Raw genomic sequence first — 13,964 nt, forward strand, 5'->3', positions numbered from 1 at the left:
CCGGCCAGTGACTGACCGGGTTTTGTATCTTTATGTTGCTGAAAATCAGCTATCCAGGAACGAGCGCAGCTTGCGCGAACGGCTTGGGTGCTTGAGCTTGCGCAGCGCCTTCGCTTCGATCTGGCGGATACGTTCGCGCGTAACCGAGAACTGCTGACCCACTTCTTCCAGTGTGTGGTCGGTGTTCATGCCGATGCCGAAACGCATGCGCAGCACGCGCTCTTCACGCGGCGTCAGCGAGGCCAGAACGCGGGTCGTGGTTTCACGCAGGTTGGCCTGAATGGCGGCATCGATCGGCAGAAGCGCGTTCTTGTCCTCGATGAAGTCACCGAGATGCGAATCCTCTTCGTCACCCACCGGGGTTTCGAGCGAGATCGGCTCCTTGGCGATTTTCAGAACCTTGCGCACTTTTTCAAGCGGCATGGCCAGCTTTTCAGCCAGTTCTTCCGGCGTCGGCTCGCGACCGATTTCATGCAGCATCTGGCGCGATGTGCGAACGATCTTGTTGATCGTTTCGATCATATGCACCGGAATACGGATCGTGCGGGCCTGGTCGGCGATCGAACGGGTGATCGCCTGACGGATCCACCACGTCGCATAGGTCGAGAACTTGTAACCGCGACGGTATTCGAACTTGTCCACCGCCTTCATCAGGCCGATATTGCCTTCCTGAATGAGATCGAGGAACTGAAGACCGCGGTTGGTGTACTTCTTAGCAATCGAGATAACCAGACGAAGGTTGGCTTCTACCATTTCCTTCTTGGCGATACGTGCCTCGCGTTCACCCTTCTGCACCATCGAAACGATGCGGCGGAATTCGGCAATCGAGATACCGGTTTCGCTGGAAAGATTCTGGATTTCCTGACGGATATCGCGGATCGTGTTGTTCTCTTCGCGTGCGAATTCCTTCCAGCCCTTGGCAGCAAGGTTGGCAATGGACTTCATCCAGTTCGGATCGAGTTCCGCACCGTGATACTGCTCGAGGAAGCTGTCGCGCTTCACGCCATAGGATTCGGCCAGACGCAGCAGGCGACCCTCGTTCTGCATCAGACGCTTGGAGATGTCGTAGAGCTGCTCAACGAGGCTATCGATACGGTTCTGGTTGAGCGATAGCGACTTAACCGCCGTGATCAGCTCGTCCTTCAGTTCCTTGTAGCGACGCTCCTGGCCTGTGGAAAGCGTGCCAGTGCAGGCAAGGCGCGCCTCAACCTGCTGATCCTGAAGTTTGCGTAGCTTCTTATAGGTGTCGGCAATCGTATCCAGCGTTTCCATGACCTGCGGGCGCAGTTCGGCTTCCATCGCGGCAAGCGAAAGATTGGACTCGTCTTCGTCCTCTTCCTCTTCCGGCGGCAGGCCTTCACCACCCACATTCGTCACATCGTCGTCGCCGACACGCGATCTGCGGACCTTTTCCTTTTCTTCGGCAGCCTTGCGGTCAGCCTCGATCTTCTCAGGGCTCTGAAACTGCGGAGCAGCCTTGGCTTCCGGACCGGAATAGGTGGTTTCGAGATCGATGATCTCGCGCAGCAGCGTCGTGCCTTCGTTGAGTTCGTCGCGCCAGATGATCAGCGCCTGGAATGTCAAAGGGCTCTCGCAGAGGCCGGAGATCATAGTCTCGCGGCCGGCCTCGATCCGCTTTGCAATGGCGATTTCGCCTTCGCGCGACAGAAGCTCGACAGAACCCATCTCGCGCAGATACATGCGCACCGGGTCATCGGTACGGTCGGTCGGCTCTTTCTTCTTGGCGGTCGCGAGCGCGGTGCCGCTGGAAGGAGCAATCTCGCCGCCTTCGGACTCTTCGCTATCGGAATCGTCGCCATCCGATTCAGCAGCCTGCTCTTCAGCGTCCTCGTCCTCGACGACATTGATACCCATCTCGCTGAGCATAGCCATGACGTCTTCGATACGGTCAGGGTCGACCTGGTCGGACGGCAGGACTTCGTTCAACTCATCCATGGTGACGTAGCCGCGCTTCTTGGCGGCCTTGATCATCTTTTTGACCGCGTCATCCGAAAGGTCGAGAAGCGGGCCATCCGTCGCGCCATCGCGTTCGTTTTCAGCTTCTTCGTTTTCTTTGACTTTGGTTGCCATCTATCTCGTCGCTTTCCCTGACGCTAACATCCGTTATCCGGCCAACGCCGTCCACCTTGCAAAGGTTTCCGGCAATAACCGCGAATCACGTCAAACACCTAACGGAATGATCTTTAATTGCCGATTAACCACGGCACACATAGGCGGAACATCAAGACAGTGCATCCGGAAATACGTGCTCATGCAGTTTCGATCCGCCAAGGTCCATTCCACCTTACTTTTCCTGAAATGGTGATTCCCGCTATTTCCCGTCACGTCAAGCCTTTCCGGCCAGAGCGAGGGCTAAAAACCGTAAAAGCCGTCATTGCGGCAACATTTTGCGGGCCTTCACCAACTTTTCCACTATTTAGGCCGATCTACTCAAAAGACAAGCCTGCACCACCACAAAACAACTATCCATGGCTGTAGGCTGGCCCTTTGACCCTGCCGGACATGACGCCAAAGCCATCGATGATCGCCTCCTGATTTTCCATCCGACCGATTTCCAGCTGCACTTCTGAAAGCGCGCGGATCAGCAATGTTCCGCGCTCGTCATCACCCGCCTCCGTCGCTTCGGCAATCTCCCGCTCCAGATCGATTTTCTGCCAGCGCAACGCTTTCGTGCGCTTATGCAGCGATAGCGCCTGAACATACCCTTCACGCGCATCTTCCGGCGCAGCCTGCTCGGTTGCGGTCCAGAGGCGGGCATTGCGAACCTGCTGGTTCATCGCCTTCACCAAGGTATCGAAGCCGTGAGCCTCCAGCCGCCCGATCAATCCATCGCGGGAAAGCTCCGCCGCGCTTTCGGCAGCGTAAGTCAGAACCTGCGACCAGAGCCGCTGCAAATCGCGATTTTCGTAATCGATGGCAGCAATCTCGTCATACTCTTCCAGCAACAATTGTGGATGATTGACGATGGTCAACGCCAACACGCTTTCGCGGAGTGCAGGCGCAGTTAAATAGCCCCTTACTAGACCGGACTGGCTGAGACGGTCCGAGACGCGACCAGCATTCATCGCGCCGGGATTACTACCCTGCCCTCGCTGGCCGTTGCGTCCATTTGCCGAGCCTCCGCCGCGCTGGAAATTCCGATTCGGCATATTGCCGCGCTGAAACTGCGGCTGGAAAAAGCTGTTCAGCCGGTCGCGCATATCCTGCTGATAGAAACGGCGCACGCTTTCATCGCCGATGACGGATACGATCTGTCGCAAACGGTTTTCCAGTTCGGCACGCTTTTCAGGCGTGTCGAAAGTAACGGACGACGTTTCACGGCTCCAGATCATCGCAGCCAACGGTTTGGCCTCGGAAAGCACGCGGTCGAATGGCGCCCTGCCCTCGTGGCGCACCAGATCGTCCGGGTCTTTGCCATCCGGCAGCAGCGCGAAGCTGACCGAACGGCCAGGCTTGATATGCGGCAGCGCCAGATCGGCGGCGCGACTGGCAGCGCGGATACCCGCACCATCGCCATCGAAACACAGGATCGGCAGCGTCGACATCTTCCATAAAAGCTCAAGCTGGTTTTCCGTCAACGCCGTGCCCAAAGGCGCGACGGCATTTTCGACACCGGCCTGATAAAGCGCGATCACGTCCATATAGCCTTCGACGGCAATCACAGTGCCGGAGGACTGCGTGGCGCGACGGGCTCGCGCAAAATTGTAGAGAACATTGCCCTTGTGAAAGAGCTCGGTCTCGTTGGAGTTCAGATATTTCGCCATCGCATCCGCCGCCATGGCACGGCCGCCGAAGGCGATGACCTTTTCACGCGATGACAGGATCGGGAACATGATGCGATCACGGAAGCGGTCATAGGAAACCGGCACATTCTCATGCACCACGAGACCACAGGCTTCCATCTGTTCCTTGGTGATGCCTTTGGAAGCCAGATGCTCCTTCAGCGCATTGCGACTATCGGGCGCAAAGCCCAGCCGGAAAGTTTCGATGGTGCGGCCCGTCAGACCGCGATCGCGCAGATAGGCGCGCGCCCGCGCACCTGCTGCGGTCTGCAACTGATCCTGAAAGAACAGCGTCGCCATTTCCATGACGTCCTGCAAAGACGCCCGCTCACGCTCACGCCGTTCCGCCTGCACATCCGGCTGAGGCATGGCAACGCCCGCCATATCGGCAATCTGCTGCACCGCCTCAGGGAACGCCATACCATCGAGTTCGGTCAGGAACCGGAAATGATCGCCGGAGACGCCGCATCCGAAGCAATGATAACGGCCTTTTCGATCTTCGCAATGAAAGCTGGGGCTCTTCTCACCGTGGAACGGGCAGCAGGCCCAATAGTCACCTTTGGAAGCATTGCTCTTCTTCCTGTCCCACGTCACGCGTCTGCCGATGACATCGGAGATGTTCACCCGGTCGCGTATCTCGTCGAGGAATGAGTTAGAAAAGCGCATTGTAACCTGAAATCCAAGCCCGCTGATCGGCAGTCTTCTATATAAGACCGGCAGAGCCGAAATACCAAGCCTGCAAGTTGGTCATACCCGTTATTCACAGCGCCGTATTGACATTTTGTATATACAGATGAATATACACCCATGGCGCATGAGTGCCTGAAAGCTTCAACAGTTTCGGGTCACTAATGTTCGTTGTGAAGAGAGAATTTGTCTCGTTCGATTGGGACGAGAATAAACGACTGAAAAATGTCGAGAAGCATGGCATAGACTTTCCAGTGGCCGCCAATGCACTTTCGGAAACGCATATAGAGCGACGTTCCGATCAGAATGGTGAATGCCGCATCTTGGCAATATGCCCTGAAACGGATCGTCTGATCGCCATTGTCTATACTATGAGAGGCGACATTTGCCGCATCATATCAGCAAGGGCAGCGCGAAAAAATGAGCGAGAAACATATCGTCAGCTATTCGCTGGATGAAATTCGAAAGAAGATTGACGCCGGACAAGACAAAACCGACTGGGCACGCGTCGATGCGCAGACCGATGAGGATATCGAACGTGCGATGCGTGACGACCCCGATTGGGCGGAGTGGATCGATGTCGACTGGTCGAAGGCCGTGGTCGTCGTGCCGGCAGCGAAAAAATCAATATCCATAAGGCTCGATGAAGAGGTCATAGACTTTTTCAAGTCGACAGGTCGGGGATATCAGACGCGGATGAATGCGATACTTCGCCACTACGTGCGCGAACAGAAAAGCAAAGACCGCTAAAGGCAGGCGCGAATCGCTGCTCGAAGTTCAGGCAAATTTGCGGCAATCGCGACAATCCGAAAATTATGTTTTTGTAATTTGCTGAGAGCGAAAACCAAGCCTAACGTCGCATCATCGGCATGATGTCGATTGTAGTGCGTAATGCTTGAGGGACGGCGAAATCCCCCAAAAATAGAGCCTGGTCATTGCGCTGTTATCCGCAGGCGCGTCCTCAAGCATCAAGAAAGGCGAGGCTGCCACATCTGCCCCGCCTTTCTTATTTTTGGTGAGGCTTACTTCAGTAAGTCTTTGATCTGGCCGGATGCCTTACCGAAATCGATACGGCCCGGATAACGTTCTTTGAGAACGCCCATCACCTTGCCCATATCGCGCAGCCCTTCTGCACCTGTCTCAGCAATCACATCCTGAATGATGCCGCGCACTTCCTCTTCCGGAATCTCCTCCGGCATGAAAGATTTGATGATGGCGATTTCATCGCGTTCTTGGCTGGCCAGTTCATCGCGGCCAGCCTTTTCATAGAGGCTAGACGACTCCTCGCGCTGCTTGATCATCTTGGCTAGGATCTGGAGAATTTCTTCGTCCGACACCGGCTCCTTGCCGATACCGCGATTGGCGATGTCGCGATCCTTGATCGCCGCCTGAGCGAGGCGAATGGTCGCCAGACGAAGGCTGTCTTTCGCCTTCATGGCGTCTTTCAGTGCGGTCGAGAATGTATCGCGGATCATATCTTTCTCCTTGGAAAAGCCTGGCACCGCGGTTCATTTTCCGCAGACGGCTTTTCGTCATAATGTGCCGCCGACATAAACGAGCGGGCGGCAATCGGCAAACTATTTGCATAAGCCTTTGTTTTGACGCGTCTTTAATTCCGGGGAATCCGTGAGCCCGTGGTTGACCCCGAAAGCCGCTTTCGTTATTTTCCGGCACCTGCACAGGATTTTAACGAAGGTTACGACGCGAAGGCTTTCGCGCGCCCTTATCCGCGAGAAAACATGACCGCTTTCATCCTGCCTTTCAAGAGGCGGGCCGAACCGGCAGAAACGGGAAACGAGATGACCGAGACAGCTCCCTGGACAACACGCAAACCGACCGCCATGCTCGTTCTTGCAGATGGCACCGTGATCGAGGGAACCGGCATCGGCGCAACCGGCAAGGTTCAGGCGGAAGTCTGCTTCAACACGGCCCTGACCGGTTACGAGGAAATCCTCACCGACCCGTCCTATCTCGGCCAGATCGTTACCTTTACCTTCCCGCATATCGGCAATATCGGCACCAATGACGAGGATATCGAAGACCTGACGCCTGCGGCGCGCCGCGGCGCGGTCGGCGTCATCTTCAAGGCCAACATTACCGAACCATCCAACTACCGCGCCGCCAAGCATCTGGATGCATGGCTGAAGAGCCGCGGCATCATTGGCCTCTGCGGCATCGACACCCGCGCGCTGACCGCGTGGATCCGTGAAAATGGCGCACCGAATGCGGTCATCGCGCATGATCCGAACGGCGTCTTCGACATCGATGCGCTGAAAGCAGAGGCGAAGGCCTGGAGCGGCCTCGTCGGCCTCGATCTTGCCATCGAAGCCACCTCCGGCCAGTCTTCTGTCTGGAACGAGACGCCATGGGAGTGGAACAAGGGTTACGGCACGCTGGGCGAAAAGGACGCGAAGTACCACGTCGTCTGCGTCGACTTCGGCGTGAAGCGCAACATCCTGCGTCTCTTTGCGGGTCTTGATTGCAAGGTCACGGTCGTTCCGGCCCAGACGTCCGCAGAAGACATCATGGCGCTCAAGCCCGATGGCGTCTTCCTGTCCAACGGCCCGGGAGACCCGGCTGCGACGGGCGAATATGCCGTGCCGGTCATCCAGAACCTCATCAAGACCGATCTGCCGGTCTTTGGTATCTGCCTGGGCCACCAGATGCTTGGTCTTGCCGTTGGTGGGAAGACGGAAAAGATGCATCAGGGCCACCATGGCGCAAACCATCCGGTAAAGGATTTCACCACCGGCAAGGTGGAAATCGTGTCGATGAACCACGGCTTTGCGGTGGATGCCAAGTCCCTGCCGGAAGGCGTTGAAGAGACTCACACTTCGCTGTTCGATGGCACCAATTGCGGCCTGCGCATCACCGGCAAGCCTGTCTTCTCGGTCCAGCACCACCCGGAAGCCTCCCCCGGCCCGCAGGACAGCCACTACCTCTTCCGCCGGTTCGTAAACCTGCTGCGTGAGAAGAAGGGCGAACCTGCGCTCGCAGAACGCTGATAAGATTCATTATATCGAATAACGAACGGCCCGCTCAGCGGGCCGTTTTGTTTCGTGGACTATGTTTTAGTTATGCCGAGAGGACGATACGCTGACGCGCCGCAGCCCTCATCTCCCGCTTCACAAGCAGATAGAACCGCAGCGAGAGCAGGAAAGCCGCTGCTGAAAGCCCTACGACGAAGCCGGACCAGACGCCGACGCCACCGAAGCCGAGCGGGAACGCCATGGTCCACGCTAGGGCAAAGCCAATCGGCCAATAGGAGATCAGCGCGAGAATTGCCGGGACACGGGCATCTTTCAGCCCACGCAACAGGCCAGCCGCAACAGCCTGAATACCATCCACCAACTGGAACACCCCTGCCATGATGACGAGCGTGCTGGCATAGGAAAGAACCTGCGGCGCTTCAGGCAGGCTTGCATCAAGGAACCACTGAGCGAGAAACTCCGGCGCCAGCGCAAAGAAGATGCCACCCGAAAGCGCGATGGTGCAGGCAACGCCATAGACCATGATCGCCGCGCGAATAAGATTGGCATAATCGCCCTGACCATGCGCAACCCCGATACGAACGGTCGCCACCTGCGAGAGGCCAAGCGGGATCATGAAGGCGATGGACGCTAGTTGCAGGGCAATACCATGGGCGGCGAGTTCTATTGTGCCGATCTGCCCCATCAGAATTGAGGCCGCGGAGAACAGCATGGTTTCGGCAAGAATGGTAATGCTGATGGGCAAGCCCAAACGCAGCACTTCCCAAAGCGCATGCCAATCCGGCCTCCAGAAGCGCACGAACAACTCATATCGGCGCGTTTCATCACGCGTCTGTATGTAGCCGACGATGAGAACGAGGCTGAAGGCGTTGACGAAGACGGCAGCGATCGCAGCACCCTGCATGCCGAGGGCCGGAAGGCCAAAATGACCGAGGACAAGGCCATAGGCCAGAAAACCATTGATCAGCAGCATCGCAATGGTGGCGTAGAGGATGACTCCTGCCCGACCGATCGCGCTCACCAACCCGCGCATGACGTAAAACAGCAGCGCAGGCAGAAGTCCGAACTGGGAGATGGCCAGATAATCGCCGGTCAGCTTAGCGACTTGAGGGTTTTGCTTCAGTGCCAGCAGAATGTTTTCTGCATTGAGAAAAACAGGAAGGGCCAGCAGCCAATAGGCAATAGCCACCCACATACCCATGCGAAGAGCGCGGCGGGCCGAGGTTGCATCGCCCTGTCCATAAGCATTCGCCACCATCGGCACCACGGCAACCGAGAAGCCCGTGCCGAAAATGAAAACGACGAAGTAGAACTGACCGGCGAGTACCATGGCTGCCAGCTTTTCTGCGCCGAGCTGGCCAACGATGATCATGTCTGTCGTGTGGATGGCAAGCTGCGCCAGCTGCGCTCCGACGAGAGGGATGCCCAGCACCAATGTAGCGCGAAAATGCGCTGCCCATGAACTGCCACCTTGCGGGGCGTTCCTGATAGCTACCGACGAAGACATGGATCACCTCAAAACGAAAAACCGCTTCGAAGGAGAATGAAGCGGCATATGCGTTGAATAAAATATTTGCGACGCCTGCGCAACAAGAAGGCAAATTGCCTGCGAAAGTGCAGTTTCTAAACTATTACGAGGAAGAACAAAGACTTACATGAAAGTATTATTAAACATGCACTTAAAGTTCTTTTTACCGTTATCGAATAGACATACCAGCCTGATAGAAATCAAATTCTCGGCTGCATGAAGCATGCCAATAGCGCCAGTGGCATGTTTTGTTAGCACTTCCGGTTAAACCGGCTTCATTTCTAGGACCAAAAATCTTGGCCACCAAATCCAACCTGATGACGCGCATCGTCATTGCGGCTTCCTGCGTTGTCGTCACTGCCTTTGCAGGCTTCTCGATCTATATCGACAGTCTCCAGCGCGGAGCGACCGATCAATTCGTCCGCGACAAGATCGGCGCCACCGGCGGGGAAGCCTCCCAAAGCATTTCCAACTGGCTGAATGGCCGCGTCACCATGACGGAGATGGTCGCTTCGGCCATTTCCAAGGGGTCAGACCAGACCACGCTGGAAAAGGCGCTTTATAACGATGTGCTGGCCAGAGAATTCAAGTCCACTTACTTCGGCGATGAAGCGGGTGTCTTCACGAACTGGCCGGCACAGAAAATGCGCGACGGCTACGACGCTCGCCAGCGCCCATGGTACAAGGCAGCAGTCGCTGCGAATGCTGGAATTCTGACGGAACCCTATATCGATTCCTCCACTGACAAACTCGTCGTCAGCGCCGCATTCCCCGTAAAACGCGAGGGCAAGCTTGCAGGTGTGGCGGCAAGCGACTTTACGCTGACAACGCTGGTTTCGATGATCGATGCAGTCGATGCCGGACAGGATGGCTATGCATTTCTGGTGAACAAGGATGGAAAAATCCTGATCCATCCGGATAACGCCATGATCTACAAGTCGCTTACGGATCTGTTTCCGCAAAACACGCCGTCCATCGATACGGAATTGCACGAAACCGCACTCAATGGCGTCAACAAGATCACCAGCTTCATTCCTGTGAAAAATCTGCCATCCGTGACTTGGTATCTCGGCTTCGTGGTGGACAGCAAGGCGGCCTACGCCTCGGTGTCGGAATTCCGCCTGGCGGCAGTCATTGCGACAGTCCTGGCTGTGGCAGGCATGATAGCCTTCCTTATTTTCCTTCTAAGCCGCATGGTCGTGAAGCCGGTCACGCAGATGACCTCTGCCATGGAAAAACTTGCAGCAGGCACCCTTGATACGGCAATCCCCGGGCAGGAACGGACGGACCAGCTCGGTTCCATGGCCAGCGCCGTCGCCGTTTTCCGCACCAACGCGCTGGAGCGTCAGCGTCTGGAAGGCGATGCCGAACGCAACCGCAACCTTACCGAACAGGAACGCGCAGAGCGTGAACGCCATTCCGCTCAGGATGCCGCAGATATTCAGTTCGCGGTCGATGCGCTGGCCGGTGGTCTCGCCAATCTTTCCGAGGGCAATCTGAACTACCGCATCGACACGCCATTTGTCGCGCGGATGGATCGCCTGCGCAACGACTTCAACGCTTCGATTGCGAAGCTGAATGCAGCCCTTGTCAATGTCGGCCATAACGCCAAGGCCATCGATGCGGGCGCCAGCGAAATCCGTCACTCTGCGGATGACCTTGCCAAGCGGACCGAACAGCAGGCAGCATCTGTGGAAGAAACCGCAGCCGCTCTGGAAGAGATCACCACCACGGTCAAGGATTCTGCCAAGCGCGCCGAAGAAGTCGGTCGTCTGGTGGAGCGCGCGCGCACAAATGCCGAGCAATCCGGCGTGGTGGTCGGCGATGCCGTCAAGGCGATGCAAGGCATCGAGGAATCTTCATCCGGCATTTCGAAGATCATCGGCGTGATTGATGAGATCGCCTTCCAGACCAATCTCCTCGCCCTGAATGCGGGCGTTGAAGCGGCGCGCGCGGGTGAAGCGGGCAAGGGCTTTGCAGTCGTCGCGCAGGAAGTGCGTGAACTTGCTCAGCGTTCCGCAAATGCTGCCAAGGAAATCAAGACTTTGATCAGCGCTTCGACCACACAGGTGGAAGCGGGGGTCGAACTCGTGGGCAATGCCGGAAAAGCGCTGGAAACCATCGTCGCCGAGGTGCAGGAGATCAACAAGCACATCAACGCGATCGTGCTTGCTTCTCGTGAGCAATCCACCGGTCTTCAGGAAATCAACACGGCGATCAACACCATCGACCAAGGCACGCAGCAGAATGCCGCGATGGTGGAAGAACAGACCGCAGCAAGCCACGGTCTGGCCTCCGAAGCCGCAGCGCTCAACGCGCTGATTGAGCAGTTCCAGCTTTCGAACGCACCGCGCCAGCACAATAGCTATCGCAACGCCGCCTGATCGGACGCAGCACTATTTAAATATCGAGGCCCGAGAATCGCGTGCGGTTTTCGGGCCTTTTTTCTTGCTGAAAGCCAACGTCGATATGGCGCGATGTGCTGTCATGCCTTGCTCCACCACGACTGAGAGGACATGTTTGACGTCTTGATTCGGGAGGGGCAAATGATGTGGGAGATTCTTTGGCGCGGAACGGCGATGGGCGTGGGCGGCACCATCTTCATGGACATATGGGCCATAGTCCTGCACCGGATATTTCAGCAGCCCGCCGCCAATTGGGGTCCGGTCGGCCGCTGGTTTTGGCACGTGCCAAAAGGCAAGATTTTTCACGACAGCATCGCACACGCCGAACCTCACGAAAACGAGTTGGCTTTCGGCTGGATTGCGCACTATGTGGTCGGCATTGTTTACGGTATTCTTCTGGCGTTAGTAGTGCCCACGGGCTGGTTCCAAGCGCCGACGTTCCTGCTGCCATTCATAGTCGGCATTGTAACTGTGTGCGCGGGCTGGTTTCTTCTCCAGCCGGGATTGGGCATCGGATGGGCTGCCTCGAAGACGCCCAATCCGAACAAGGTGCGCGCGCTAAATCTCGTCGCACACACCATATTCGCATCGGGAATGTTCGTGACGGCGCTGCTCCTCGCCTAATCTTAGATGTCGGCGGAGAACGTGTCGCAATCTTCCACGCGGCCGCTGTCGAAACCTCGGCGGAACCACTCGACGCGTTGCGCGGAGGTACCGTGGTTGAAGCTGTCCGGCACCACGTAACCCTGCGTTTTCTTCTGCAAGGTGTCGTCACCGATCTGATGTGCTGCGTTTAGAGCTTCCTCCATATCGCCAGCTTCGAGAATCCCTTTCTGCTGAGTGGATTTACCCCAGATACCCGCATAGCAATCCGCCTGTAGCTCAACCTTCACCGACATGGCATTGGCGTCGGTCTCGCTCATCGACTGGCGCCGGCGGTTGAACTCCGGCAAGACGCCCGTGAGATTCTGGACGTGATGGCCGACTTCATGCGCGATGACGTAAGCCTGCGCAAAGTCACCGGATGCACCGAAACGCTGTGATAATTCACGGAAAAAATCCGTATCCAGATAAACCTTACGATCCACCGGGCAGTAGAATGGACCACTCGCGGAAGATGCCGCGCCGCAGCCGGAGCGCGTTTGCCCCGCGAAGAGGACCAGTGTCGGCGTCTGATAGGTCTCGCCGGACGCCTGGAATATCTTTGTCCAGGTATCTTCCGTCTCTGCCAGCACCGTGCGGACAAAGGCAGTGGTATCATCTGCGGATTGACCTTGCGGGCGGGTGCCGGTCGTCTGCTGACCGCCTCCATCCATAGAGATATCGCCGCCCGAAAGAAGCGTCAGCGGGTTGATGCCCAGGACCCAGCTGATCAGGAGAATAAGAAGAAGTCCGCCTATCCCGATACCGCCACCACGACCGCCGGTGGGAATGCGGAAGCCGCCACCGCCACCCATGCCGCCGGACGACATGCCGCGTCTGTCTTCTATATTGTCCGATTGACGGCGCCCTCTCCACTGCATTTCAGTCTCCCCTACGGCATGTTGCGCAAATCTGCGCAGCGATTGCGAAAACGACATGCGCCAAAACAAATACTTAAAAGTGGTCGTTAAACGCTAGATCGGCGGAAGCGTTCCCGCAAGAGTGCCCTGCACCAGATGTCTGTCAGCTATCCGAATAGATGTAAGCACCGCCCTTTTCCAAAGCTCGTCTATAAGCAGGGCGCGCGCGGATTGTTTGGAGGAATTTACGGATTGCGGGCTTATTATCCAGACCATCGGCGCGGCTCATCGCGGCCTCGACCGGAAAGCTCATTGCGAAATCCGCCCCCGTCAATTCACTACCCGCGAAGAAACCGTGTCTGGCGAGATGGTCTTCCCAATAATTCAGATGGTCCGTTAACTGTGGGTCGATGAGCTTGGCGGCGACACCCTTCGAGATCAGCGAGGCGACGGGTCGCAGGAAAAACGGCATCTGCCCGGGAAGCCGAGAGAAAAGCAGCTTGAGCAAAAGCAACGGCATTGCCGAGCCTTCCGCGTAATGCAGCCAATATACGTAATGGCGATAGTCATCGGTCCTATTTTCCGGCCTGAATTGCCCCTGCCCGTACGTGTCGATCAGATACTCGATGATGGCCCCGCTTTCGGCGTAGATGCGCCCACCATCCTCGATGACGGGAGATTTGCCGAGGGGATGGATCGCTTTCAGGCTCCTGGGAGCGCGCATGTCCGGCCCCCGCTGGTAGGTCTTCACCTCATAATCGACGCCTAACTCCTCCAGCAGCCAGAGAATGCGGTGCGCACGCGAATTTTCGAGATAATGGACTGTGATCATGTGATCTTGCTTCTTACTGACAGGAGGAGATTTCTTGTTCAAAAACACATACGTATCGCGGGCGAAAAGGGATCAGCGAAAAGCACGGTTTGATGACAATTCAACTTTCTGTCGGAAAGCGAAGATTCGGGGTTCCGTTCACCAAAACATTTGCCTATAAGCCGCTTCTAGCCTGAAAAGATTGGAATTGCGCGCCCCGGCCGGTGAAGTTTCACCA

Annotated in this window: 11 protein-coding genes; 5 read left to right on the top strand and 6 right to left on the bottom strand. The window is 56.6% G+C overall.

Annotated features, from left to right (window positions below; all coding sequences use genetic code 11):
* Positions 1–45: 45 nt before the first annotated feature.
* Together rpoD and dnaG are read right to left on the bottom strand one after the other, a co-directional pair.
* Positions 46–2,091: an RNA polymerase sigma factor RpoD gene (gene rpoD / locus G6L28_RS09810; RefSeq protein WP_174063577.1), complete on the bottom strand. Its 2,046-nt coding sequence runs from the start codon at positions 2,089–2,091 to the stop codon at positions 46–48.
* 392 nt (positions 2,092–2,483) lie between these two features.
* Positions 2,484–4,469 (bottom strand): DNA primase, encoded by a 1,986-nt coding sequence (gene dnaG / locus G6L28_RS09815; RefSeq protein ID WP_174063578.1) that lies wholly within the window; start codon positions 4,467–4,469, stop codon positions 2,484–2,486.
* A 185-nt stretch (positions 4,470–4,654) separates the two neighbouring features.
* Here dnaG and G6L28_RS09820 point away from each other — a divergent pair, with 185 nt between their 5' ends.
* Positions 4,655–4,948, top strand: coding sequence for a BrnT family toxin (locus G6L28_RS09820; RefSeq protein ID WP_174063708.1), 294 nt, complete (start codon positions 4,655–4,657; stop codon positions 4,946–4,948).
* A complete protein-coding gene (locus G6L28_RS09825) occupies positions 4,911–5,240 on the top strand; it encodes a BrnA antitoxin family protein (protein ID WP_174063579.1) in 330 nt (109 codons plus the stop codon). The genes G6L28_RS09820 and G6L28_RS09825 overlap by 38 nt, the downstream gene beginning before the upstream one ends.
* Positions 5,241–5,512: 272 nt before the next feature.
* Here G6L28_RS09825 and G6L28_RS09830 read toward each other — a convergent pair whose 3' ends face one another.
* Positions 5,513–5,965: a GatB/YqeY domain-containing protein gene (locus tag G6L28_RS09830; RefSeq protein ID WP_174063580.1), complete on the bottom strand. Its 453-nt coding sequence runs from the start codon at positions 5,963–5,965 to the stop codon at positions 5,513–5,515.
* A 324-nt stretch (positions 5,966–6,289) separates the two neighbouring features.
* Between G6L28_RS09830 and carA the strand changes: the two genes are divergently transcribed.
* Complete coding sequence (gene carA / locus G6L28_RS09835; protein WP_174063709.1) at positions 6,290–7,495, top strand: glutamine-hydrolyzing carbamoyl-phosphate synthase small subunit; 1,206 nt, start codon at positions 6,290–6,292, stop codon at positions 7,493–7,495.
* 70 nt (positions 7,496–7,565) lie between these two features.
* Here the strand turns inward: carA and G6L28_RS09840 are convergent, their stop codons facing one another.
* Positions 7,566–8,987 carry an MATE family efflux transporter gene (locus tag G6L28_RS09840; RefSeq protein WP_174063581.1) on the bottom strand — a complete coding sequence of 474 codons (1,422 nt, stop codon included), beginning with the start codon at positions 8,985–8,987 and terminating at the stop codon, positions 7,566–7,568.
* A gap of 317 nt (positions 8,988–9,304) precedes the next feature.
* Here G6L28_RS09840 and G6L28_RS09845 point away from each other — a divergent pair, with 317 nt between their 5' ends.
* Both G6L28_RS09845 and G6L28_RS09850 read left to right on the top strand, forming a co-directional pair.
* The gene (locus G6L28_RS09845; RefSeq protein ID WP_174063582.1) at positions 9,305–11,392 is read left to right on the top strand and encodes a methyl-accepting chemotaxis protein; all 2,088 of its coding nucleotides are present in this window, start codon (positions 9,305–9,307) and stop codon (positions 11,390–11,392) included.
* Positions 11,393–11,557: 165 nt separating this feature from the next.
* Positions 11,558–12,037, top strand: a complete 480-nt coding sequence (locus G6L28_RS09850) for a DUF2938 domain-containing protein (protein WP_174063710.1) — start codon at positions 11,558–11,560, stop codon at positions 12,035–12,037.
* A gap of 2 nt (positions 12,038–12,039) precedes the next feature.
* Here the strand turns inward: G6L28_RS09850 and ypfJ are convergent, their stop codons facing one another.
* Both ypfJ and G6L28_RS09860 read right to left on the bottom strand, forming a co-directional pair.
* A complete protein-coding gene (ypfJ, locus tag G6L28_RS09855; protein WP_174063583.1) occupies positions 12,040–12,936 on the bottom strand; it encodes a KPN_02809 family neutral zinc metallopeptidase in 897 nt (298 codons plus the stop codon).
* 142 nt (positions 12,937–13,078) lie between these two features.
* Positions 13,079–13,747 (bottom strand): glutathione S-transferase family protein, encoded by a 669-nt coding sequence (locus G6L28_RS09860; protein ID WP_174063584.1) that lies wholly within the window; start codon positions 13,745–13,747, stop codon positions 13,079–13,081.
* Between the last annotated feature and the right edge of the window lie 217 nt (positions 13,748–13,964).

Source organism: Agrobacterium larrymoorei, assembly GCF_013322225.1.
Lineage (GTDB): Bacteria > Pseudomonadota > Alphaproteobacteria > Rhizobiales > Rhizobiaceae > Agrobacterium > Agrobacterium larrymoorei_A.